Below are 26,060 nucleotides of genomic sequence, written 5' to 3' on the forward strand. Positions count from 1 at the left end.
CGGCCTTGTTGATCGCCAGCAGACCGATGACCATTTCCAGACTGCGTTCGACGCAGATCGCCACCCGTGCATCCACTTGCACGCCGAGGCTGATCAAGTGCCGGGCCAAGCGGTTGGCGCGTTCGTTCAGTTGCGTATAGCTCAATGCCTGTTCGCCGGCAACGACGGCCACAGCCTCCGGCGTACGCTGCACCTGCGCCTCGAACAAGCCATGAAGCGTCTGCTGCAAATCGTAATCGACGGCGGTGTCGTTGAGGCCGAACAGCAACGCCTGCCGCTCCTCCTCCGGCAACACCGTCAGGCGGTTCAGCGGTTGCTGGGGGGTGTGCTGCAACGCTGCAACCAGCGCGATCAGCGCGTTCTGCATGAACTGGCCGATGCGTGCCGCACCGATGCGCGATGGGGTCATCACCGTCAGTTGGAAGCCACTGCCCAGATCGTCGACGTTGAGGGTCAACGGGTAATTGGTGCGCTCCTCGCCGGCCAGGGATTCGATGCCCTGCCAGGATTCACGCTTGGCGTTCTGACGGGCCTCACTGTCGCTGTGCCGATAGTTGAGCATTGCGCTGAACAACGGCGACGGCGCGGCGACACCGCTGCAACGCTGGGCCAACGCCAGCGACGCATGTTCGTGCGCCAACAGCGCACTGAGCCGCGCATGGGTCGCCTTGACTCCGGCGCGCACGTCGGACTCATCGACATCCACGCGCAATGGCAAGGTGTTGATGAACATGCCCAACCCGCGATCCGCGCCCGCCCCGCCCTGCATGCGGCCAAGCAGCACCGTGCCGAACACCACCCGTTCCTGGCCGGACGTTGCCGCCAGCACCCGCGCCCAGGCGAGATGGAACAGGCTGGCGACGCTGACGCCGAGCAAGCGCGCCTGACTGCGCAAACGCTGCGCCACCACGGCGGGCAGCGCTTGGCTGACTTCCTCGATGTCATTGCCGTCGCCGTGCACGTCCTGCAAACCGAACGGCAGTGTCGGTTCGTCGATGTCGCCGAGCATTTCGCGGAAGAACACTTCGTGCTCTTGTTCGCTGACACCAAGACGAGTCTGCGCAACATAATTGCGGTACGGCACAGCGGCGACCGGCAATCGCTCATCGCCGCGCAGAATCGCCTGCATTTCTTCACTGACCACCGCCAACGCGGTGTGGTCCATGGCGATGTGGTGGAACAACAGCATGGCGACGACGCGCTGATGGTCCGCGTCGAGGGCATACACCAGACGCAGCAGCGGTGCCTGGTCCAAGTCCATTCGCCAGTGCCGCGCATCGAAGCGCGCACGCAGCTGTTCGATGGCCTCTCCCTGCGCTGGCTCAAGCTCCACGGCTTGGACCGGTAGCTCGGCATGGCGCCAGACCACTTGCACCGGCGCCGCGAGCCCTTGCCAGACAATCGACGTGCGCAGGATGTCGTGACGCGTCATGACCTGACGCAGCGCCGCCGCGAACCCTTGAAAACGCTCGAGGCTGTCGAACGCCAGGCACGATTGCAGCAGGTACGGATCGCCCTGCGCGCTGAGGTGGTGATACAGAATCCCCTCCTGCAACGGTGCCAGCGGGTAAATATCCTGCACATTTGCCGCGCCGCCCGGCACGGTCGCAACGATGCGCTCGACACTGGCCTGATCCAGTTGCACCAGCGGCAGCATGTCCGCAGTGATGTGCGTGCAATCGGCCGGAATCAGATTATCCGGCACTGCAACCTCGCGGCCACTGCCCACCGATGCCGCCAGCGCGGCCAGAGTCGGCTGGCTGAACAACACGCGCACGTCGGTGCTCAGATCGACCTGGCGCATGCGTTCGATCAACGTCACCGCCAGCAACGAATGCCCGCCGAGTTCGAAGAAGTTGTCGTGACGGCCAACCTGCTCGAGGTTGAGGACTTCGGACCAGATCTGCGCCAGCGCGATTTCCACCGCACCTTGCGGCGCGGCATATTCGCGGCTCAGCCACGCCGTTTGATCCGGCTCCGGCAACGCCTTGCGGTCGAGTTTGCCGTTGGCGGTCAGCGGCAGTGCTCGCAGGCGCACGTAAGCGGCGGGCACCAGGGCTTGCGGCAACTGCGTCTGCAGATGGCTGCGCAGATCCTCGATCTCGACGCTCAGGCGTTCGGTAAACCACGCCAGCAACTGGCCGTCGCGCACCAGCACCACGCAATCCTGCACGGCCTCGTGAGCGCTCAACGCCGCTTCGATTTCACCCGGTTCGATGCGCACGCCACGCAACTTGACCTGATCATCGTTACGCCCCAGGTATTCAACGGTGCCGTCAGCGAGCCAGCGTGCGAGGTCGCCGGTGCGGTACATGCGCGCCTGCGGTGCGTCGCTGAACGGGTCGTCGAGGAAGCGTTCGGCAGTCAGCTCGGGACGATGCAGATAACCGCGCGCCACGCCGGCACCGCCGACATACAACTCACCAGCGACGCCGACCGGGACGGGGCGCTGCTGGTCGTCGAGCAGGTAAATCTTCGCGTTGGCCATTGGCCGGCCGATATTCAGCACTTGCCCGGCCTCGACCGCGCCGGAGGTGGCAACCACCGTGGCTTCGGTCGGGCCGTAGTTATTGATCACCGCGAAGGTCTGCTCACGCGGCAACTGCCGCAGCTTGTCGCCACCGATCAACAGCGTGCGCAAAGTCGGATGGCCGAGGTCGCGACTGAACGCATATTCGGCCACCGGCGTCGGCAGGAAACTCACCTGCAACGGCTGCGCACGCCACCACGCCAACAACTCGTCGAGATGCTCGTTGCTTACCGACTGCGGCGGCAGGTGCAGGGTCGCGCCGACACACAACGCCGGCCAGACCTCCCACGCCATGGCGTCAAACCCGAATCCGGCGACGCTCGACGTGTGGCTGCCGGTGCGCAGGTCAAAGGCCTCGCAGTGCCAGTGCACGAGGTTTTCCAGCGTCGCGTGTTCGACCATCACGCCCTTCGGCTGGCCGGTGGAGCCGGAGGTGTAGATCACGTAGGCAAGGTGCGCTGGCGTCAGCGTCGGCAGTTGCGGATTGCTCTCGGACAAGTGCTGCCAAGTGGGATGGTCCAGATCAATCAGCGGCACGGCGCCAAGCAAATCAGCCGTCGACGCCTGCGCCAGCACCGCTATCGGCGCGCTGTCCTGCAACAGATAGGCGATGCGTTCTGCCGGATACGCCGGATCCACCGGCACATAACCGGCGCCGGCCTTGAGGATCGCCAGCAACGCGATGAGCATGTCCGGGCTACGGCGCAGGCACACGGCGACGCGGTCATCGGGTTGCACGCCGAGCCCGAGCAAGTGATGGGCCAGGCGATTGGCCCGCTGGTTGAGCTGCGCGTAGGTCAGGTGCTGCGTGCCTTGAACAACTGCCAGTGCATGCGGCTGCTGCTCGGCCTGCGCCTCGACCAAGCGCTGAATCGTCGCGCCACGCGGATAGGCCGCTGAGTGCTGGTTGAAGCCGACCAGCAAGTGTTCGTATTCCGCCACCGAAAGCACCGGCAAACGGTTGAGCGGACGTTGCGGCGCCTGCTCCAGTGCCGTCACCAGATGTTCGAGCGCGGTGTGCATGTAACTGCAAATCCGTTGCGCGCCGATCTCTGCGACCGCGAGCACATTGAGGGCAAAGGCTTCGCCCAGATCATCGACCGACAGGGTCAGCGGATAATTGCTGCGTTCCTCGCCGCCGAGCATGCGCACGCCTTGCCAGATGCCCTGGCCGTCGTGCGGCTGCTGCTCGGCGGCACTGTGTCGATAGTTGAGCAACGCGCTGAACAGCGGCGTCGAACCGGTCATGGCGCTGCAGCGCTGCGCCAGCGCCAACGAGGCGTGCTCATGGCCGAGCAGCGCCGTCAGCCGCGCGTGCGTGGTTTTCACCCCGGCGCGCACGCCTTCAGCGAGATCAACTCGCAGCGGCAAGGTATTGATGAATACCCCGAGCGTGCGGTCGGCGCCCTCACCGCCCTGCATGCGCCCCGTCAACACGGTGCCAAACACCACGTCGCGGCGCCCGCAGACCACGCCCAGCACCTGCGCCCAGGCCATGTGCATCAGGCTCGCCGGGCTGACGCCCAATTGCCGGGCCTGTTCACGCAAACGCAGATTGAGCGCGGCATCGACCGGCTGCAGCGCTTCTTCGATGCCGCGACCGTCGCCCTGCACATCCTGTAGTCCGAAGGGCAAGCTCGGCTCATCGATATCGCCGAGCATCTCGCGGAAGAACGCTTCGTGCTCCTGCTCGTCGGCGCCCAGGCGGGCCTGCGCCACGTAGTTGCGGTAGGGCATCGGCGGCGTCAGCGTGTCGAGTTGATCGAACATCAACGCGTGCATTTCCCGACCGATCACTTCCATCGCGGTGTGGTCGAGAATCGAGTGATGGAACAACACGATGGCGACCACTTGCTGCTGCAACGGATCTTCGGCGTAGACCATGCGGATCAGCGGTGCCTGATTCAGGTCGAGGCGGTAATGCCGTGCATCGAAACGTGCGTGCAACTGTTCGAGAATGTCACCGTCCTGCGCATCCAGCCCCACTTGCTGCACGACCATCTGCGCCTCACGCCAGACCACCTGCTGCGGGTTGGGCAGGCCTTCCCAGACCACGCTAGTGCGCAGAATGTCGTGACGGGCGATGACCTGCTGCAAGTGTGTGGTGAAAGTCTGCAAACGTTCGAGGCTGTCGAAGGCCAGACGCGATTGCAGCAGGTACGGATCGCCCTGCTCGGCACTCAAATGGTGATAAAGAATGCCTTCCTGCAACGGTGCCAGCGGGTAGATATCCTGCACATTGGCGGCGCCACCCGGTACCGTCGCGACGATACGATCAATGCTGGCCTGATCCAGTGTGGTCAGGGTCAACATGTCCGGGGTGATGTGTGTGCAATCGGCCGCAATCAGGTTGACCGGCACTGCGATTTCCCGGCCACTGCCCAAGGCCCGCGCCAGCGCGGCCAGACTCGGCTGGTTGAACAGCACCCGCACATCGGCGCTCAGACCGGCCTGACGCATGCGCTCGATCAGGCTCACCGCCAGCAGCGAATGGCCGCCGAGTTCGAAGAAATTGTCGTGACGACCGATCTGTTCGATGTTGAGTACGTCGGCCCAGATCTGCGCCAACGCTGTTTCGACCGGGCCTTGTGGCGCTTCATATGCACGGCTGAGCCACGCGTCCTGATCCGGCTCGGGCAAGGCCTTGCGGTCGAGTTTGCCGTGGGCGGTCAGCGGCAGGCTGCCCAGGCGCACGTAAGCCGCGGGCAATAAAGTGTCCGGCAGTCGCGCTTGCAGGTGCTGGTGCAAGGCGCTGATCTCGACCGACGCGATTTCCGTGAACCAGGCGAGCAAGCGTCCGTCGCGCACCAGCACCACGCATTCGCGGATCGCATCATGTGCGCTCAGCGCCGCCTCGATTTCGCCCAGCTCAATCCGTACACCGCGCAGTTTCACCTGATCGTCGTTGCGTCCCAGGTATTCGATATTGCCGTCGTCCAGCCAGCGCGCGAGGTCGCCGGTGCGGTACATCCGCGCGTGCGGCTCGTCGCTGAACGGATCGTCGAGGAACTGCGCAGCGGTCAGTTCCGGGCGATGCAGATAGCCGCGCGCAACTCCGGCGCCGCCGACATACAACTCGCCCTGCACACCGCTCGGCACGGGTTGTTGCTGACGGTCCAGCAGATAAACCCGCGCATTGGCAATCGGCCGGCCGATGTGCAGAACCTGCCCGGGTTCGATGCGCCCGGACGTCGCCACCACCGTGGCTTCGGTCGGGCCGTAGTTGTTGATCACATCGAACGTCTGATCTCGCGGGAACTGGCGCAATTTATCGCCACCGATCAGCAATGTGCGCAGGGTCGGATGGCCCAATTCACGACTGAAGGCATATTCGGCCACCGGGGTCGGCAGAAAACTCACCTGCAACGGCTGCGCGCGCCACCATTCGAGCAGTTCATCGAGGTGTTCGTTTTTGATCGATGACGGTGGCAGATGCAAAGTCGCGCCGACGCACAACGCCGGCCAGACTTCCCAGGCCATGGCATCGAAACCGCAACCGGCGACGCTGGCGGTGTGGCTGCCGGCGTGCAGATCGAAAGCTTCGGCGTGCCAGTGCACGAGGTTTTCCAGAGTGCGGTGCTCGACCATCACGCCTTTCGGCTGCCCGGTGGAACCCGAGGTGTAGATCACGTAGGCCAGATTCGCCGGAGTCAGCCTCGACAGGGCCGGGTTGGTGTCAGGCAAGTGCCGCCAGTCGTTGGCGTCGAGATCGATCACGGGTACAGCGCCAAGCAGGTCGCGCGTCGAGGCCTGCGCCAGCACCGCGATCGGGTCGCTGTCCTGCAACAGGTAGGCGATGCGTTCAGCCGGGTATTCAGGATCAATCGGCACATAACCGGCGCCGGCCTTGAGAATCGCCAGCAGCGCAACGAGCATGTCCGGGCCGCGACGCAGGCACAGCGCAACACGGTCATCGACTTGCACGCCGAGGCCGGTCAAGTGATGCGCGAGGCGATTGGCGCGCTGATTCAGTTCGCAGTAGCTGAACTGTTGCTCGCCCTGCACCACCGCCAGCGCCTCGGGCCGCGCCGCGACTTGCGCTTCGAACAGACGCGGTACGGTCTGCGCGGGCGGGTATTCACGACCGCTGATATTGAAGCCGACCAGCACCCGTTGGCGTTCGCTTGGCGACACGATCGTCAGTTGCTGCAACGGCGCCGTCGGCGTGTATTCAAGTGCCGTGACCAGACTGTGCAACGCGGTTTGCAGGTAATCACAAACCCGCGCGCCGTCTACTTGCGGCACGGCTTGTACGCTCAAGCGGAAACCTTCGCCGAGGTCGTCGACGCTGACCACCAACGGATAGTTGCTGCGTTCACGCGAGCTGAGAATCTGCACGCCGTCCCACGCTACCGCGGCCGATTCCGGCGCACTGTGGCGGTAGTTGAGCAAGGTGCTGAACAGCGTCTGCGAACCGGCGATACCGCTGCAACGCTGGGCCAGTGCCAGCGAGGCTTGCTCATGGCCGAGCAACTGCGCCAGGCGCGCATGGGTGCCACGCACGCCGCTCTCCACCGTCTCGACACCGACGCTGACGCGCAGCGGCAAGGTGTTGATGAACATGCCCAACGCCCGATCAGCGCCCTCTCCGCCCTGCATACGCCCGAGTAATACGGTGCCGAACACCACGTCCTGCTGACCGGAAACCTGCGCCAGCACCTGAGCCCAGGCTTGGTGCACCAGACTGGCCACGCTGACACCCAAGCGCCGCGCCTGCTCGCGCAAACGCTGGCCGAGGCCGCCATCAAGTTCCAAATGACTGTCGAGGATATCGCTGCCATCGCCGTGCACGTCCTGCAGACCGAACGCCACGGTCGGCTCGTCAATGTCGCCGAGCATCTCGCGGAAGAACGCCTCGTGCGCCTGATCATCGGCGCCGAGCCGCGCCTGTGCGACAAAGTGGCGGTATTGCACCGGCGGCGGCAAGTCGATGCTGCGGCCAAGCATGACGTCGTTCATTTCCGCAATCAGCACTTCCAGCGCCGTGTGATCGAGGACGATATGGTGCAGCAGAAGAATGCCGATCCAGCGCTCGTGCGGCTGATCTTCGGTGTAGACAAAGCGCATCAGCGGCGCGCGATTGAGGTCCAGACGGTAGTGGCGTGGATCGAAACGCGCCTGCATCTGCTCCAGCACGTCGCCGTCGAGTTCATCGGCATCGACGCGTTCCAGCGCCAGCGGCGCCTCACGGCAGACCACTTGCACGGCCTCTTCGAGCCCTTCCCAGACCACGCCGGTGCGCAGAATGTCATGGCGTTTGATTACACCGTTCAAGGCGCGAACGAAGGCTTTGATCTGTGGCAAACCGTCGAAGGCGAATTGCGCCTGCAACACATACGGATCACCGGCGCTGGTCGCCAGATGGTGATAGAGAATCCCTGCCTGCAATGGCGCCAGGCCATAGATGTCCTGCACATTGGCGATGCCGCCCGGCACCGTTGCAACGACACGGTCGATCGCGGCTTGATCGAGATTGGCCAGCGGCAGCATCGCCGGAGTAATGCGCGTGCAACCCGGTTCGATCAGGTTGTCGGGAACGACGATGGCACGTTCGCTGTTCAAGTTCGCCGCCAGCGCTGCCACGCTTGGCTGACCAAACAGTACGCGCACGTCACAATGCAAATCCTGTTGGCGCATACGCTCGATCAGCTTCACCGCCAGCAGCGAATGACCACCGAGTTCGAAGAAATTGTCATGGCGGCCGACCTGCTCGACACCGAGTAATGTCTGCCAGAGTTCGGCAATCAGGTTTTCCACGGCACCGACCGGCGCTTCGAAACCACGATAGGCGAAGGCGTCGCTGTCCGGTGCCGGCAGGGCTTTGCGGTCGAGTTTGCCATTGGCGGTCAGCGGCAAAGCGTCCAGACGCACGAAGGCGCTAGGGACCATGTACTCAGCCAGCGACACCAGCAGTTGATCGCGCAATTGCGCGACATCCGGTGCGGCGCCTTCGTCGGCCAGCCAATAGGCGACCAGACGCTGATCGCCAGGGCTGTCCTCACGGGCGATCACCACCGCTTCGCGCACACCTGCGCAGGCAGACAGGCGTGCTTCGATTTCGCCCAATTCAATGCGGAAACCGCGAATTTTCACCTGATCGTCATTACGCCCCAGGTATTCGAGGCTGCCGTCGGCGGCCCAACGCGCCAGGTCGCCGGTTTTGTATAACCGTGCATTGGCATTTTCACTGAACGGATCATTGATAAAGCGCTCGCTCGTTAGCGCCTCACGATTCAGATAACCGCGCGCCACGCCGGCCCCGCCGACATACAACTCGCCGATCACGCCGACCGGAACCGGTTCATGCTGAGCATCGAGGACATACAGTTGCAGGTCGGGAATGCGCACACCAATCGGGCTGACGCCGACCAACAGAGCGTCGGCGGCCTGCAACGGTCGATAGGTCACGTGCACGGTTGTTTCAGTGATGCCGTACATGTTGACCAGCCGTGTACCGGCATTGCCGACCCGCGCGTACCACGGTTTGAGCAGGCCCGGCTCCAAGGCTTCGCCACCGAAAATCACTTCCCGCAAGGAATGCTGCAACTGACTGCGACCCTGCGCGGCGATCAGTTGGCGGAAGGCGCTTGGCGTCTGATTGAGCACGGTCACACCGGTTTCGCAAAGCAATGCATAACAGTCGTCCGGCGAGCGGCTGACGGCTTGCGGGATCAACAGCAATTGCCCGCCGAACGCCAGCGCGCCCCAGATTTCCCATACCGAAAAGTCGAAGGCGAAGGAATGGAACAGCGCCCAGATGTCTTGCTGATTGAACTGGAACCAGTCATCGGTGGCAGAAAACAGCCGCACCACGTTGCGGTGCTCGACCATCACGCCTTTGGGCAAACCGGTGGAACCGGAGGTGTAGATCACATACGCCAGATGCGCCGGGGTCAGCCCGGGAATCTGCGGATCGCTGTCGAGTTCGGCCTTGAGGTGAGCGCTGTCGAGGTCGATCTGCGGCACCTCGAGAGCGGCCACGCGATCACGCGTCGCCGCTTGCATCAGCACCGCCACCGGGGCGCTGTCCTGCAAGGTGAAACTGATTCTGTCGAGCGGATAAGCCGGATCGATCGGCACGTAACCGGCGCCGGCCTTGAGCACGCCGAGCAGGCCGATGATCATTTGCGGGCCGCGTTCGACGCAGATGGCCACACGATCATCGGGACGAATGTTCAGCGCCAGAAGGTAATGGGCGACCTGGTTGGCACGGCGATTGAGCTCGCCGTAGCTGAGTGTCAGCCCGTTGAACATCAGTGCCGTGGCGTCAGGTCGAGCCTGTGCGTGGGCTTCGAACTGCTGGTGGATCAGTGGGGTTTCGAGGAACTGCGTCAGCGGTAGATTGGCGCCACGCAACAGGTGTTCGCGTTCGCTGGTCGGCAGAATGTGCAGCGTATGCAACGCTGCGTCGGGCGAGTTTTGCAGGGCTGCGACCAGACTTTCCAGCGCGGTGTTCAGGTAAGCCGCCACGCGTGTGGCACCCAGCGCCGCATCCGCCAACGCAGTGATGCGCAAATCCACGCCGAGGTCATCGATATTGATGGTCAGCGGATAGTTGGTGCGCTCGCGGGCACCCAATACCTGCACACCGGGGGCGATGTCGACCACGTCAGCGACTTCTTCGACGCTGCTGTGCCGGTAGTTGAGAATCGCGCTGAACAGCGGCGTTGGCACCGCGACGGCGCTGCAACGTTGCGCCAAAGCCAGCGAAGCTTGCTCGTGGGCCAGTAAAGCGGTCAGGCGCCGATGAGTCGCCAGCACGCCAGCGCGCACGCTTTGCTCACCGACATCAACGCGCAGCGGCAAGGTATTGATGAACATCCCCAGCGCCTGCTCGCCGCCCTCGCCCGCGTCCATCCGTCCCAGCAACACGGTGCCGAACACCACCGCCGTGCGTCCGGACAATTGCCCCAACACCCGCGCCAGCGCCAGATGCAACAGGCTTGCCACGCTTACGCCGAGCTGCCGCGCCTGCTCGCGCAACTGCCGGCTCAAGTGGCTGGCGAGCATCAACGAGGCTTCCTCGATAGCGTGGCCGTCACCCTGCACATCCTGCAAACCACACGGCAGTGTCGGCTCGTCGATGTCGGCGAGCATCTCGCGGAAAAACGCTTCCTGCGCCTGCTCATTGCCGGCACTGCGCGCCATGGCCAGATGATCGCGATACGGCACCGCCGCAGGCACTTGCGCAGTCTGCCCGAGCAGACAGGCCTGGATTTCCCGACGCAGCACATCCAGCGCGACGTGATCCATGATCATGTGATGAAACAGCAATAACGCAACGACTCGGCCCTGCGCGGGATCCTGCGCATAGACCATGCGCAGCAGCGGCGCTCGCTGCATATCGAGGCGAAAGTGCTGCGGATCGTGACGCTCGAGCAACTGCGTGAGCACATCACGCTCGCTGTCGACGCTGATTTCTTCACACACCAGCGGCGCCTCGCGCCAGACCACCTGCACCGCTTCGTCGAGATATTCCCAGACAAAGGAGGTGCGCAGAATGTCGTGACGCTTGACCACCCAGCGCAACGCGTCGGCGAAGGCGTCCAGCCTCTGCTGGCTGTCGAACACGAACCGCGCCTGGGAAATGTAAGGATCGCCGGCAGCCGCCGAGAGATGGTGATACAGCATGCCCTCCTGCAATGCGGACAATGGATAAATGTCCTGCACGTTGGCGGCGCCCCCCGGCAGCGTGGCAATGATGCGGTCGAGGGCATCCTGCTGCAGATTCACCAGTGGCAGCATGTCCGGGGTGATGCGAAAGGCCGGGCTCAGCCAGTCGCCGCCATGCTGGGCGACCAGTTCCAGCAATTGCGCCTTGTGCGCCGAGAGGCTGTCCCACAACGCGTCATCCAGCGCGTCGTCGCTGCCCAGAATGACCAGGTCTTCATCTTCCTGTTGAAGGCGGATCGCATGGGTGGAAATAACAGCCATCAGTTCGCTGAAATGCATGAGGTAACCTGCTGTAAATACGAAAAAAAGGAGCGCGCAGCAGCGAGTCCGTGCACGCGGCGCGCAGCCTGGAAAAACTAAAACATCGGGGCGTGGGTGTCTGACATGGGAAGCGGGGACAAGCCATATAGGATCTGGGCCACACAACCGGCCCCTGTAGGAGTGAGCCTGCTCGCGATTGCGGTGTGTCAGTCACGAACATATCGCCTGACCTGACGCCATCGCGAGCAGGCTCACTCCTACAGGGTTTGTGGTCGCCGTCAGAGACGGCGTTTGCGGCTGAGGTTGGGGATGGTGGTCTGGGCGATTTCGACCTGCCTGGCCTGCCGCGAGGTCTGGGCCGCCAGCGCAGCCAGTGTCGGCTGGCTGAACAGCGTCCGCGCATCGACATGCAGCCCGGCCAGACGCATGCGCGCAACCAGACTCACCGCCAGCAATGAATGCCCGCCCAGTTCGAAGAAGTTGTCGTCGCGCCCGACCTGCTCAACCTTGAGCACCTGCGCCCAGATCTGCGCCAAGGCACTTTCCACGTCGCCTTCGGGCGCGGCATAAGGCCGGCTGAGCAGCGCCTCCGCCCCCGGTTCCGGTAACGCCTTGCGGTCGATTTTGTCGTTGGGCGTCAACGGCAGCGCCGCCAGCAGCACGTAAGCGCCGGGCACCATGAACTCCGGCAACTGCGCCAGCACATGCGCGCGCAATGCTTCAAGCGTCGGTGCAGCCAGCTCGGCACGGACGCTGTAATAAGCCACCAGTCGCTCATCGCGCACCAGCACCACGGCTTCGCGGATGGCCGGGTGTTCGAGCAGACGCGCTTCAATCTCGCCCAGCTCAAGACGCACCCCGCGCAGCTTGACCTGAAAGTCATTGCGCCCGAGGAACTGGAGATTGCCGTCAGCGTCGTAACGCACCAGATCACCGGTGCGATACAAACGATCACCGGCCACGAACGGGCTGTCGATAAAACGCTCGGCCTGCAATTGCGGCAGCCCCAGATAGCCCCGCGCCACGCCCACTCCGCCAATGTGCAAATGCCCGCTGACGCCAAGCGGCACCGGTTGATCGCAGGCATCAAGGACATACAGCCGCGTGTTGCTCAGCGCCTTGCCGATCGGCACCGGTGTCGGCGGCAGCGGCTCGCCGGGTTCCAGCGTCCAGCCGCTGCTGTCGACCGTGGTTTCGGTCGGCCCGTAGACGTTGTGCAGGCGCACCCAGGGCAGGCGCTCACGCACTTGCCGGGCCAGCGCGACGGTCAATTCGCCGCCACCGTTGAGCACGTCGGTGAGGCTGGTGCACTGGCTGACGTCGTCCTGTTCGATGAACTGCTGCAACAGCGCCGGCACGAATTTGACCACGGTGATGTTCTGCTCGCGAATCACTTGCGTCACATAGGCCGAATCGCGATTGCCATCGGCGCGCGCAAGGACCAGGCGCATGCCCGAGCACAGCGGCCAGAAGATCTCCCACACCGAACTGTCGAAACTGTACGGGGCCTTTTGCAGCAACGCGCCGTGTTCGGTGGGCGGCGCAAGTTGCGAGCCCCAGTGCACCATGTTGCAGGCACTGCGGTGCTCGATCATCACCCCCTTCGGGGTGCCGGTGGAGCCGGAGGTGTAGATCATATAAGCCAGATTCGTCGCGCCGAGACCCGGCACCCGCGGATTATCGTGCGGCTGGTCCTGCCAGGCGCTGAGGTCGAGATCGAGCAGCGGCACGCCGGGTTCGCTAAGCAGATCACGCGTCGCGGCATGTACCAGCAGCGCAACCGGCGCGCTGTCCTGCAGCATGTAGTTCAGGCGTTGCAGCGGATAATCGGGATCGAGCGGCACATAAGCACCGCCAGCCTTGAGAATGCCCAGCAGACCGACCACCAGTTCCGGCCCGCGCTCGACGCAGATCGCTACCCGCGCATCCGGCTGAACGCCCAGCCCGCGCAGATGATGGGCCAAGCGGTTGGCCTGCTCGTTCAGCTCACGATAGGTCAGGCACTTCTCGGCAAATTGCACCGCAACGGCATCCGGTTTACGCACAACCTGTTGTTCGAACAGTGCCTGCAGCGGCTGCTCCATCGGGCAATCGATTGCCGTATCGTTGAACTCGACCAGCAGCTGGTGCAGCTCTTCTTGCGGCAGCAACGGCAGACTGTTCAACGGCCGTTGCGGGGTAGTTTCCAACGCCTCGACCAAACCGTTCAAAGCCGCCTGCACGTAAGCGCAAATCCGTTGCGCGCCAATGTTCGACAAGGTTCTGGTGGTAAGGCGCAACCCCGTGCCGAGGTCATCGACACTCAAAGTAAACGGGTAATTGGTGCGCTCTTCGTTGGCCAGCGTCTCGATACCCTGCCAGGTCTGGCGGGAGGTTTTTTGCTCGACATCATCGCTGTGCCGGTAGTTGAGCAAGGCGCTGAACAGTGGCGCGGGTGCGGCAACGCCACTGCAACGCTGGGCCAGCGCCAGAGAAGCGTGCTCATGGCCGAGCAAAGCACTCAGCCGCGCATGAGTGGATTTCACCGCGTTGCGCGCGCCTTCGCCGACATCAACGCGCAGCGGCAAGGTGTTGATGAACACCCCCAGCGCACGGTCGGCGCCCGCGCCACCCTGCATGCGGCCCATCAGCACCGTGCCGAACACCACACTTTGCTGAGCGGACGTCGCCGCCAGCACCTGCGCCCAGGCGAGGTGGATCAGGCTGGCAACGCTCACGCCGGCCAGACGTGCCTGCTGCTGCATGCGTTGATAGAGTTCGGGCGCCACGGCTTGCTCGGCTTCTTCGATGTTGCTGCCGTCGCCCTGGACGTTCTGCAGCGCGAACGGCAAGGTCGGTTCGTCGATGTCACCGAGCATCTGCCGAAAGAACGCTTCATGCTCCTGCTCGCTGACGCCCAGGCGCGTTTGCGCCACGTAGTTGCGGTACGGCACCGGTGCTGCCAGCGGTTCGCCGTGCCCGGACAGGCTGGCGTGAATTTCTTCGCGCATCGCCTCCAGTGCGACGTGATCCATTGCCAAGTGGTGGAACAGCAAGATGCCGACCACGCGGTTATGCGCGGAATCGCGGGCAAACATCAGGCGCAGCAGTGGAGCCTGACTCACATCGAGGCGATAGCGCCGCGCGTCAAAACGCTCGTGCAATTGATCGATGATCGCGCCGTGAGCAGGATCCAGTTCGACCTCCTGCACCGGCAAAATCGCCTCGCGCCACACCACCTGCACCGGTGACGTCAGCCCTTCCCAGACCACTGCCGTGCGCAGGATGTCGTGGCGCGCCATGACCTGACGCAACGCAGCGGCGAAGGCCTCGACCCGCTCGATAGTGTCGAACGCCAGCAGTGATTGCAGCAGGTACGGATCGCCCTGTGCGGCGGTGATGTGGTGATAGAGAATGCCTTCCTGCAACGGCGCCAACGGGTAGATGTCCTGCACATTGGCGGCACCGCCCGGCACGGTTGCGACGATACGCTCGATCATCGTTTGATCGAGTTGCACCAGTGGCAGCAGGTCCGGCGTGATGTGCGTGCAATCGGCGGCAATACGGTTGGCCGGCACCGCGACTTCGCGGCCGCTGCCCTCCGCCGCAGCCAGCGCGGCCAGTGTCGGCTGGTTGAACAGCACCCGCACATCGCTGCTCATGCCGATCTGACGCATGCGCTCGATCAGGCCGACGGCCAGCAACGAGTGGCCGCCCAGCTCAAAGAAATGATCGTGACGCCCTACCCGTTCGACCTGCAGGACTTCGGCCCAGATCTGCGCCAGGGCAATTTCGACGTCACCCTGTGGCGCCTCGTATTCGCGACGGATCAACGCTTCCGGCCCCGGTGGCGGCAGGGCCTGGCGGTCAAGCTTGCCGTTGGCCGTCAGGGGCAGACTCGCCAGACGAACGTAAGCGGCCGGCAGCATGGCGGCCGGCAAACGCGAGGTCAGGTGCGCATGCAGTTGCAGGATGTCCAGCGATTCACGTTCGGTGAACCACGCCAACAGTTGGCCGTCACGCACCAGCACCACGGCTTCCCTCACAGCATCATGGCTGGCGAGTGCCGCTTCGATTTCACCCAACTCGACACGCACACCACGGACTTTGACCTGGTCATCGTTGCGACCGATGTATTCAAGATTGCCGTCGGCGCGCCAACGGGCGAGATCGCCGGTGCGATACATGCGCGCATCCGGCTGCGCACTGAACGGGTCGTCGAGGAAGCGTTCGGCCGTCAACTGCGGGCGATTCAAATAGCCCCGTGCAACCCCCGCGCCGCCGACATACAACTCGCCAATGATGCCGATCGGCACCAGGCGCTGTTGATCATCAAGCAGGTAAGTCGTGGCATTGCTGACTGGTTTGCCGATGTGCAACGCCTGCCCCGGTGCGATCAGTCCTGAAGTGGCAACCACCGTGGCTTCGGTCGGGCCATAGTTGTTGATCACCGCAAAACCCTGCGCGCGGTTGAACTGGCGCAGGCGATCGCCGCCGATCAGCAAGGTGCGCAAGGTCGGATGATCGAGTTGTTTGCTGAAGGCGTATTCGGCAATCGGCGTGGGCAAGAAGCTGACGTCCAGCGGCTGCGCACGCCACCAGGCGAGCAGCGCATCAATGTCTTCGCTGCCGTCGCTCGCGGGTGAAAAATGCACCGTCGCCCCGGCACACAACGCTGGCCAGACCTCCCACGCCATCGCGTCGAAACCGAACCCGGCCAGGCTCGACGTGTGCTGCCCTGGGCCGAGGCCGAAAGCCTCGCAGTGCCAGTCGACCAGATTGCCCAAGGTGCGGTGTTCGACCATCACGCCCTTGGGCAACCCGGTCGAGCCGGAGGTGTAAATCACGTAGGCGAGGTTGCCAGGATTCAGCCCGGCCACCTCAGGATTGGTGACGCTGTCGAGCGCCCACTCGCGCCGATCAAGCTCAATCACCGGCAGCGCTGTGGCAGGCAAGCGCTCGCGCACATCACTTTGCGTCAGCAGCGCCATCGGAGCGCTGTCGCTGAGCAGATAACTCAGGCGCTCGGGGGGATGCGCCGGGTCAATCGGCACATAAGCGGCGCCAGCCTTGAGAATCGCCAGCAGCCCGACCAAGGTTTCCAGGCCTCTGCGGGCAACAATCGCCACCCGGTCATCGGGCCGTACACCGAGGCCCAGCAGATGATGGGCCAGCGCATTGGCTTGCCGGTTCAGCTCGGCGTAACTCAGCGACCGCCCCTGATAAGTCGCGACTACGGCGTCCGGCTGTTCAGCCACGCGCGACTCGAAGCGTTGATGAATGGTCTGGTTTTGCGGATAGCTGACTCGGGTGTCATTCCACTCATTCAACCGGGCGAGTTGTGCCGGGCTGATCAGGTTGAAATCGGCGACGATCCGTTCAGGAGACTCCAGGCCTTGCTCCAGGATCAGCACCAAGTGCTCGGTAAACGACGCGATCTCGTCTGCCGTGAAATAGGCCGGCGAGTACACCAGATGCAGCCAGGCCTTGTCGTTGTAGCGGTTGCTGCGCAGGTGAATGGCCAGCGGTGTCGCTTCGTGCTGGTTGGAGACCTTGACCACGTGCCCCGGCGCATCGCCGTAACGGTAGTCATGGTCGTCTTGTTCGTAGGACACCGACAGCTCGAACAGTTGCGAGCGGTCTTCACGCAACAGGCCCAGCGCGCGGTTCATCTCGCTCAGTGGATAGCGTTGATGGCGGAAATCCTGCTTCAGGCCAGCGCCGATCGCTTTGATCAAATCGCCAAATGACAGTGTTCGGCCAAAGCCCATGCGCATTGCACTGACTTGGGTGAATAACCCTAGAGTGCCTTTGAAGCGGGCACCGGAGCGATTGAGGATCGGCAAGCCGACCACCCACTCGTCACGTTGGGCAGTACGACTGAAATACACGTGCAGCGCAGCCAGCAGTACATGAAACGCCGAGCCGCCCAACTGCCGTGACGTGTCTTTCATGCGCTCGTGCAACAGCGTCGGAAAAGCCTCGACATGGATTTGACCTGGTGCCATTTCAGCGCCGAGGGGTTCGCGATGACAGGGAGTCAACAAGGGTTCGGGAATGCTGCGGTACTTGTCCAGCCAGTAGCGTTGATCGAGTTCGTAACGCGATGACTGCTGGTAGGACGCATCATCGTCGATGAAGCCGACATAGGACGGCGCCGCTACGTTTAGCTGCTCGTCACGGCACAACGCGCTGTAGATTTCACCCACCGACTTGAACAGCAGACCGAACCCCCAGCCATCGATGATCAAATGATGGGCCTGCGCCGCCAGCCAGTGACGGTGACGATCAAGGCGAATCAGGCTGAAACGGAACAACGGCTGTCCGCTCAATGTGTAAGCCTGCGCCATGTGCTTTTCCACCAGCGCCTGAGCGGCCGACCGTGGATCGCTGTGCTGGCTGAAATCATGCAGCGGCATGGCCACCGGCAAATCCTGCGCAAACTTCTGCAGCGGCAACCCATCGTGACCAACGTCCGTTGACAGAACAATGCGCAAGGCATCGTTTGCGGCTACCAGCCGTTCAAGTGCCGATTGCAGCAACAGCGGGTCCAGCGGCCCGCTCAGTTCGACATAACCGCCAATGTTATACAGCGGCGAATCTCCGCGACTCTGTTGGTCCAGCCAGATATCCCGCTGGGCGGCAGTCAGAGGGTACGTCTCGACAGGCGCGGACTGATCGTCCGCCACGTTGGCAGAAATAGGCGGCATAAGATCCATCTCATGTAATTTGCCACGTATTCAAGCATCGGCCCCGGCACCGACATGACACCTGAAACCCGGACAACCACAACGTCTGCACGCGCCTGTTTGATCTTGCTGTCGCGGTAAGCGCAGGCACTGCCTACAAGTTCGGAGAGGAAATTCTGAAAAGCTTGTAGGAAAAGAACCACATAGCAACGCCGCCATTTGCCTGAACGCCGCCGATCGGCCTTGGCCAATCCCCGGTTTTCGCGGCCTCTGCATGACTGAACAGTCACTTGCGACCCGTCGCCGCTCATCGGCCCCGCCAGAACCCCGGCGCCAGGATTCAAAAATAGTGGCACTTTGTGTCCCTGTTTTCCCCTACAGACGTAGGACAAATCCATAGGCTTAAATCCTGCTCCGGATCATGTTCAAGGAGAAATGACTGCGTGGGCGGCTTTTACACAGACGGCAGACGATTCAGTGATGGCTCTGAACCAGGGATGACAAGGATATGAATCTGACCGGCAGCATTCGCAACATGGAAAACCCGCTTTTTTATTGGCAACTGGGAGAACTGATTGCAAGCACGGGCGACGATCACTTCGCCACCAACATGTTCCAGCTGGTCGACACGCTGGTACCGGTCAACCGTGTCGATCTGAGCGAGTGGACGCTGGATGAGCGTCAGGCCAGCGTGGTCGAGATCAAGCCGTTGGGCAGCGCCGGCCAAGTGCAGACCTTCCCGCCGCCCGCCCCGTTGCAGCGACCGGACGATCATCCGTTGTTGCAGAAGATGATCGAGATGAACGACTCACTGTTGATCCAACTGAAAGCCTCGCTCCAGCCACGCCATCCGCAGCACAGCGTCCACCAGTGCAATCTGGTCTCGCGCACCTCGAATCGCCGATGCGTCATCTCGTTTTTCCGACCACACACCCAGCGCGTGTTTTCCCTGCCGGAACTGTCATTTCTCAAGAGCCTCTCCGACACCTTGCTGCCGCTGATCGAGCGCCATGCGCAGATCAGTCGGCAAATCCTCGCCCGACAACCGCGCCAGCCATTGGCTGAACTGGATCAGGCCCCGCTGGCGCAGGTATTTGATGAGCGCCTGGGGCTGAGCGGCATTGTGCTCTCGGTGCGCGAAAAGGAGGTGTGCCTGGGGCTCCTGACCGGTGGCACGGTGCCGCAGATGGCGCAACAGTTAAGGGTCAAGAACAGTTCGATCGAGACCTATCTCAAGCGCGCCACCGCGAAACTGGGGGTCAGTGGCCGACATGGGCTGGCGAAATGGATGGCCGGGGCCTGAGCCTGTTCAAAATCCCCCACTGACTTCCCTCCCCCCTGTAGGAGCTGCGGCACGCTGCGATCTTTTGATCCTGCCTTTTCAAGAACAAGATCAAAAGATCGCAGCGTGCCGCAGCTCCTACGGGGGGAGGGTCTGGCTTACGGGTTATTCACTCCAGGCATCCGCTCTTTCATGAACGAGGCTGTTTGATGTTGACGTTGCGATTTTCTCTGCTGTCCTTAGCTATGCTGATGGCCGGCTGCTCCTTGATACCCGACTACCAGCGGCCCGCTTCACCGGTTGCCGCGCAATATCCGCAGCCAACGCAGGCAGCAACGTCCAGCGAAGACTGGCGCACGCTGTTCAACGACCCTGCCCTGCAGCAACTGATCGAAAGCGCCTTGGTCAACAACCGCGACCTGCGCGTCGCGGCGCTCAACGTCGAAGCGTTCCAGGCGCAGTACCGCATTCAGCGTGCCGACCTGTACCCGGCGGTGTCGGCCAATGCCAGCGAATCACGCCAGCGCATGCCGCCGAGCGTGACCCAAGGCAAAGCGCTGATCAATTCAACCTACGCGGTCAACCTCGGCATCAGTGCCTACGAACTGGATTTCTTCGGCCGGGTGCGCAGTCTCAGCGAGCAGGCGCTGCAAAGCTGGCTGGCGACCGAGCAGGCGCGGCGCAGTGCGCAATTGAGTCTGGTGGCCAACGTCGCCAATGCCTACCTGACGTGGCGCGCCGACCAGGAACTGCTGGAGCTGACCCGCGACACCCTCGTCGCCGACGAGCAGAGCCTGCACCTGACCACGCGCAATCGCGATGCTGGCAAATCTTCGGCACTGGAACAGGCTCAGGCGCAAACCAGCGTCGACAGTTCACGGGCCAATCTGGCGCGCTATCAGCGCCAGGTCGCGCAGGATCTCAACAGCCTGACCTTGCTGGTCGGCACACCGGTGTCGCCGTCCTTGCCCGGGCAACCACTGGCCAGTGATCTGGTCGAGCAACTGCCCGCCGGCTTACCCTCGGACTTACTGCAACGACGCCCGGACATTCTCCAGGCCGAATACAAACTCAAAGCCGCCAACGCCAATATCGGTGCGGCGCGGGCGGCGTTTTTCCCCAGTGTCAGCCTGACGGCGAACGCCGGCACGTCCAGTCGCGACCTTTCCGGACTGTTTGGCGGCGGCTCGGGTGCCTGGACGTTTCAGCCGCAGATCAGCCTGCCGATCTTCAACGCCGGCAGCCTGCGCGCAAGCCTCGATTATTCGAAATTGCAGAAAGACGTCGCCGTCGCCGAATACGAAAAATCGATTCAAACGGCGTTTCAGGAAGTCGCCGACGGGCTGGCGGCGCGCGCCACCTATCAGCAGCAATTGCAGGCGCAACGCGATCTGGTCGAGGCCACGCAGACCTATTACAACCTCGCGCAGAATCGTTACAAGAACGGTGTCGACAGCAGCCTGACGTTCCTCGATGCGCAGCGCTCGCTGTTCAGTTCGCAACAAGGATTGATCACCGACCGCCTCGCGCAACTGGTCGCCGAGGTCAACCTTTACACCGCGCTGGGCGGCGGCTGGCGGGGAGATGAATCGCGCGTGCAGTGAGCCTACGTCACTTTTTCTTACACCTTTTGTCGCTCGATCCCACACCGCACGGCGATCCGCAGCCGTCGTCTGGTCTCAGTTTGGTATCATGCGCCGCTTTTACGGTTAACCCCCCGCCAGTCCTGCCGACTGACGGGCTGCAAAAGGCGGTATTAGATGACGGCTTTGTTGACTCGCCGCAAGGTGCTTGCGGGAATGGGCGTGCTCGGGCTCGGCCTGCTCGCCGGCTGCGACACCCGCGGCCAACTGTCGTACAAGTACGGCAAGGATCTGAGTAACAAGATCATGGGGCGCACCTTCAAACTGAAGAACACCGATGGCGAAACCATGACGCTGTCGAGCTTTCGCGGCATGATGCCGATGGTGTTCTTCGGTTTCACCCAGTGCCCGGCAGTCTGCCCGACCACCCTTGCCCGCGCGGCGAAAATCAAGAAGCTGATGGGCGCCGATGGCGACCGTTTGCAGGTGATCTTCATCAGCCTCGATCCAGAGCGCGACACGCCGGAAATCCTCGACGCCTACATGAAGGCCTTCGATCCGACCTTCGTTGCGCTGTACGGCACGCTTGAGGAAACCGCGGCCACGGCCAAGGAATTCGACGTGTTCTACGAGAAAGTCCCGGCCGGCGACACCTACACCATCTCGCACACCGCCACCAGCTACGTTTATGACTCCAACGGCGGCTTGCGCCTGGGTCTGTCCACCTCGCTTTCGGCAGAACAATGCACGGAAGATTTGCTTACTGTTATGGAGGTTTGCTGATGCAACCTGTTCTGAACCACATCAAACGCGCTGTCATCGGTTTTTCTCTGCTGGGTCTGGCATTCCAGGCGACTGCAGCGACCAAAGTCGACGATGCCTGGGTTCGTGCCACCGTGCCGACCCAGTCCGCCAGCGGTGCATTCATGACCCTGACCGCCGACAGCGACAGCAAGTTGCTCAGCGTCGCAACACCCGCGGCCAAAGACGTGCAGATCCACGAAATGACCATGAAGAATGACGTCATGAGCATGGGCCCGGTGAAGTTCGTCGAGCTGCCAGCCGGCAAAGCCGTCAAGCTAGATCCGAACGGCTACCACGTGATGCTGATGGGCCTGACCGGTCAGCTCAAGGAAGGCGAAAGCGTGCCGCTGACCCTGACCGTCGAGAACGCCAAAGGCGAGAAAGAAACCATCGAAGTCAAAGCGCCGGTTCGCGCGCTGACCAACATGGAAGGTCACGATCACAGCAAAATGCACTGATCTGACTGACTGAAACACCTGCGGGGCGGCATGATTGATGATCATGCCGCCCCGTTTTTTTGAACTGATGGAAAGCGTGCTTTACATCAAGGAATGCTTCAGCGAGGATGTAAAAGGTCTTTTACATAGGAAGTGAAGAATGAACCGCTACTACCTCGAACTGGGCGCCGCATTGGTTCTCTACGTGCTGGTGTTGAGCCTTTCCCTGATCGCCAGCCAATACCTGCTGGACGCCAACATTTTTCTGCGATCCGTGGTGGCACTGACCCCGATCCTTCCGGCAGGCCTGATGTGCTGGGCCATCGTGCGCAATATGCGGCGCATGGACGAAATGCATCTGCGCATCCAGTTCGAAGCGCTGGGCTTCGCCTTCGCCGCCTCGGCACTGTTGACCTTCAGCTACGGTTTTCTGGAAAACGTCGGCGCGCCGCACATTCCCTGGACGTGCGTGTGGCCGGTGATGGGTCTGATGTGGATTCTTGGACTACAGATTGCGCGACGCCGCTACCAATGAAAAATCGCCTCAAGGAACTGCGCGCCGAGCGCAAGTGGTCACAGGCCGATCTGGCGGAACGCCTGAACGTGTCGCGCCAGACCATCAATGCGATCGAAAACGAACGCTACGATCCGAGTTTGCCGCTGGCGTTCCAGATCGCCCGGACATTTGAAATGCCCATAGAAAGCATCTTCGACGACGGTGAAGCCTGACACGATCCCCCTGTAGGAGCTGCGGCACGCTGCGATCTTTTGATCCTGCTTCTTGAAAATCAAAATCAAAAGATCGCAGCGTGCCGCAGCTCCTACAGGGTTTGAGGTCAGTGGGCGATGCACACGGATTTCAGCTCGGTGTAAGCCTCGATCACGGTTCGACCAAACTCCCGTTCGTTTCCGCCGCCCCCGGCCCGGTGTTGGCCAACTATGGCCTCGACACTCTGCGTTTCATCAACCCGGTCGGTATCGGCGACACCATCCAGGCGCGCCTGACCTGCAGACGCAAGATCGACCAGGGCAAGAAGAGCCCGCAAGGCATTGCGCAAGGGGTGGTGGCGTGGGATGTGGAAGTCACCGACCAGCTCGGGGAGCTGGTGGCCAGTTATGACATTTTGACGCTGGTGGTGAAGCGCGAAGAGGTGGCGTGACCGCGCCTCCATAAGCTCCAGGAGTTCGGCGCTGAAGCAAGGACCAGCCAGTAGCACAACACCGAGACGAATTGGCAGAACACTGACCGGGTTCTGCCGTTTTCGAATATCACTTGACGGCCACTGGCACCTGCTGACACCACTTGATCGTCCGCAACGCTTCTTCCGCAGGTACCAATGCATAACGGAAGTAGAAATGCGCGCCCGAATAATAGGCGTCGTTCACTTCACCCAGCGCATGGTCATCGCTGAACGCCCGGGAACTGGTCTCATCGGCGATGAAATAGACATGGCCGCTTTCGACGTTCAAGTCGAAGCGTTTGTTGACGCTGCTGTTGACAAATGGCGGAGTAGTCGACTCGATCCGGTAGGAACCGGCCGGCACGGTTGTCCGGAAAAACCCGCCGGAAGGTAAAACTCCGACGGCGTTTCCATTGATCGTAATCGTCGGGGTCACGAAGTAACCGACACTCGCGGCAGGCCGATAGAAGTACAGTGTCGCCTGCTCCGGTTGCGCCTTTTCCACTGCAGTAAAAAATGGTTGTCCCTTCAAATCAGGCCCGGCGGCACAGCCGCTGAGCAGGGTCAGGCTGGCCAGCAGGCCAACCCAAAGTAGTGCGGTGCGATTCATCAATTTATTCCTTGGAAAAAAGTGCCCGGCCGATAGTGCTTCAAAAAACGCAAAGCCCTTTGCCGTTGTCTTTGGCATCAGAGGTGGGCCACGGTTTGAAGGCGCTTTCGGAGGTCAGATTGATGATCGTGCGGCTTTGCAGGATCGGGTATTTGCCCTTGAGGCGCTCGACGGTTTCTTCGGCATCATTGACGTTGGACAAACAGTACGTCAGCGCATTGGCGTAGAGATTACCGATGTAAAGCGTCTGCCCTGCCTTCACGGTGAATACCGTCGAGGACGGCCGGGCAACGGCGTGCCCCATATAGAACTGATAGTTCCAATCGATGAATTCGTAGCGTCCTGGCGGCACCTCGTACATGAACAGATGCCCCAGCAGGTTCGGGGACGGCTGGTCGTCTTCGTTGTACAGCGTGGTCAGGGTAATGGCTGTGTCTGGCTCTCCCTGCTGTTTGATGTTGACCGTCAGGCCGTGCGGCTGAGTCAGATAGCCTTCGGTGATGGAGCCGATAATCACAGCCTTGGCCGGATCCGGCGCGCGTTGACCGTCGTATCGCGCCGTCGTGCACCCGTTCAATACGGCAACACTCAGAGTGATAGCCCCCCAGGTTGCCAATGTGCTGCAAACTTTCCGTAGCATTCTTTAATACCGTGCCTGTCAAAAAATCCATGCGTTGCGCCGAATCAGATGATTCGGCGCACGTTGACCACTGGTATCGCCCGGTGAAGATGATTCTTGAGGCTTCATGCCATTCGCTCAACTACCCGCGCCGTCATGCGCCTCTTCAAAGAAATAATCCTTCCAGCTGTCGGCCTTGTTCTTCAGCACGCCCAGCTCCTGCAACTTCTCGGCATAGATGAAGGTGCGCTGCGGCACCACGGTGAAATCGATTTCCGGATCCTTGACGATTTGCTCGACCAGGGCCAGCGGCAGTTTCGACTGCTCGACACGAATGTACGCCTGAGCCGCCGCCGGCTTGTCAGCCTTGATGATCTTCTCGGCCTCGGCCAACGCGTCATAGAACGCCTTGTAGGTTTTCGGGTTTTCGTCGTGGAATTTTTCCGTGGTGTACAGCACGTTGAACGTCGCCTGGCCGCCAAGCACGTCATAGGAGCTCAGCACTTTGTGCACGTTAGGATTCTGCAACGCCTGGTACTGGAACGGTGGGCTGGAGAAGTGCGAGTTGATCTCAGAGCCGCCGGCAATCAGCGCAGCCGTCGCATCGGGGTGCGGCAGGCTGACCGAGATATCGTCGAATTTCTTGTACTGCGCGTCGCCGAATTCCTTGGCGGTTTCGATCTGCAAGGTGCGCGACTGGAAGCCCACGCCGGCGGCAGGCACGGCAATCCGGTCCTTGTCAGTGAAGTCCTTGAGGGTCTTGATGTTCGGATTGTTGGTCAGCAGATAGTTGGGCATTGAGCCCAGTGCGGCGATGGCTTTGACGTTCTGTTTGCCTTTGGTGCGATCCCACACGGTGAGCATCGGCGGCACGCCGGCAGACACCACGTCGAGCGATCCCGTGAGCAATGCTTCGTTCATCGCCGTGGCGCCGGAAATGCTGTTCCAGTCGACCTTGATGTCGAGACCCTGCTCTTTGCCGTGTTTTTCGATGAGGTTCTGGTCGCGCACCACATCGAGAATCAGGTAACCGATGCCGAATTGTTGAGCGATGCTGATCTTGCCCTCAGCTTGAGCGCCGGTGCTGAACAAGGCACTCGCGGCCAGGGAAGCGGCCAACAGAGTCAGTGCGGAACGTTTGAACGGTGTGGCCATGACAACCTCGCAGCATGGGGGTGGTGTGCTGAAAGGCCTGACTTTATCGCTATAAAAAATAGAAATTAAATATCTTTATCGCATATCGATAGCACGGGTTGTTGAGCGCAATGAGCCTGCGGGCTTTTGATTCCGAGGTTTAGAAAGATCGCAGCGTTGCGCTGTTCGTACATTGGATACCGGTGATGATTTGGCGGCATAAACAGCCTGAAACAATAAATCCGTCGGTAGCAATATCGCCGATTGCCGTTTGACCC

11 protein-coding genes and 1 pseudogene (1 of these 12 cut by a window edge) are annotated in these 26,060 nt (G+C 61.8%); 7 read left to right on the forward strand and 5 right to left on the reverse strand.

Annotated elements, in window-relative coordinates; translation table 11 throughout:
* On the reverse strand, window positions 1-11,482 hold the 5' portion of the coding sequence (locus CQ009_RS17480) for a non-ribosomal peptide synthetase (protein ID WP_105707770.1). The gene continues 1,532 nt to the left of window position 1, outside the view; 11,482 of the gene's 13,014 nt are visible here — the first part of the coding sequence; the start codon lies at window positions 11,480-11,482; its stop codon lies beyond the left edge, outside the window.
* 260 nt (window positions 11,483-11,742) lie between these two features.
* Window positions 11,743-18,153 carry a non-ribosomal peptide synthetase gene (locus tag CQ009_RS17485; RefSeq protein ID WP_105707772.1) on the reverse strand — a complete coding sequence of 2,137 codons (6,411 nt, stop codon included), beginning with the start codon at window positions 18,151-18,153 and terminating at the stop codon, window positions 11,743-11,745.
* Between the two features lie 487 nt (window positions 18,154-18,640).
* Here CQ009_RS17485 and CQ009_RS17490 point away from each other — a divergent pair, with 487 nt between their 5' ends.
* From CQ009_RS17490 to CQ009_RS17520, 7 genes and pseudogenes are all read left to right on the forward strand, one after another.
* Window positions 18,641-19,435 carry a helix-turn-helix transcriptional regulator gene (locus CQ009_RS17490; protein WP_064390462.1) on the forward strand — a complete coding sequence of 265 codons (795 nt, stop codon included), beginning with the start codon at window positions 18,641-18,643 and terminating at the stop codon, window positions 19,433-19,435.
* 188 nt (window positions 19,436-19,623) lie between these two features.
* Entirely contained in the window at window positions 19,624-21,018 is a 1,395-nt protein-coding gene (locus tag CQ009_RS17495; RefSeq protein WP_105707775.1) for an efflux transporter outer membrane subunit, read from the forward strand.
* A 156-nt stretch (window positions 21,019-21,174) separates the two neighbouring features.
* Window positions 21,175-21,780 (forward strand): SCO family protein, encoded by a 606-nt coding sequence (locus CQ009_RS17500; RefSeq protein WP_008079652.1) that lies wholly within the window; start codon window positions 21,175-21,177, stop codon window positions 21,778-21,780.
* On the forward strand, window positions 21,780-22,259 hold the full coding sequence (locus tag CQ009_RS17505) for a copper chaperone PCu(A)C (protein ID WP_105707777.1): 480 nt from the start codon (window positions 21,780-21,782) through the stop codon (window positions 22,257-22,259). Before CQ009_RS17500 ends, CQ009_RS17505 begins: the two co-directional genes overlap by 1 nt.
* Before the next feature lie 139 nt (window positions 22,260-22,398).
* A complete protein-coding gene (locus CQ009_RS17510; RefSeq protein WP_105707780.1) occupies window positions 22,399-22,773 on the forward strand; it encodes a hypothetical protein in 375 nt (124 codons plus the stop codon).
* The gene (locus tag CQ009_RS17515) at window positions 22,770-22,967 is read left to right on the forward strand and encodes a helix-turn-helix transcriptional regulator (RefSeq protein WP_105707783.1); all 198 of its coding nucleotides are present in this window, start codon (window positions 22,770-22,772) and stop codon (window positions 22,965-22,967) included. The genes CQ009_RS17510 and CQ009_RS17515 overlap by 4 nt, the downstream gene beginning before the upstream one ends.
* A gap of 173 nt (window positions 22,968-23,140) precedes the next feature.
* A pseudogene (locus tag CQ009_RS17520) lies at window positions 23,141-23,398 on the forward strand (MaoC/PaaZ C-terminal domain-containing protein); the annotation flags it as partial.
* 109 nt (window positions 23,399-23,507) lie between these two features.
* On the opposite strand, the gene CQ009_RS17525 reads toward CQ009_RS17520, so the two are convergent.
* The 3 genes from CQ009_RS17525 to CQ009_RS17535 form a co-directional block, all read right to left on the reverse strand.
* Window positions 23,508-24,029: a DUF2846 domain-containing protein gene (locus tag CQ009_RS17525; RefSeq protein WP_105707785.1), complete on the reverse strand. Its 522-nt coding sequence runs from the start codon at window positions 24,027-24,029 to the stop codon at window positions 23,508-23,510.
* Between the two features lie 40 nt (window positions 24,030-24,069).
* On the reverse strand, window positions 24,070-24,606 hold the full coding sequence (locus tag CQ009_RS17530; protein WP_241088752.1) for a hypothetical protein: 537 nt from the start codon (window positions 24,604-24,606) through the stop codon (window positions 24,070-24,072).
* A 180-nt stretch (window positions 24,607-24,786) separates the two neighbouring features.
* On the reverse strand, window positions 24,787-25,803 hold the full coding sequence (locus tag CQ009_RS17535) for an ABC transporter substrate-binding protein (RefSeq protein ID WP_105707791.1): 1,017 nt from the start codon (window positions 25,801-25,803) through the stop codon (window positions 24,787-24,789).
* Between the last annotated feature and the right edge of the window lie 257 nt (window positions 25,804-26,060).

Source organism: Pseudomonas sp. MYb2, assembly GCF_002979955.1.
GTDB lineage: Bacteria > Pseudomonadota > Gammaproteobacteria > Pseudomonadales > Pseudomonadaceae > Aquipseudomonas.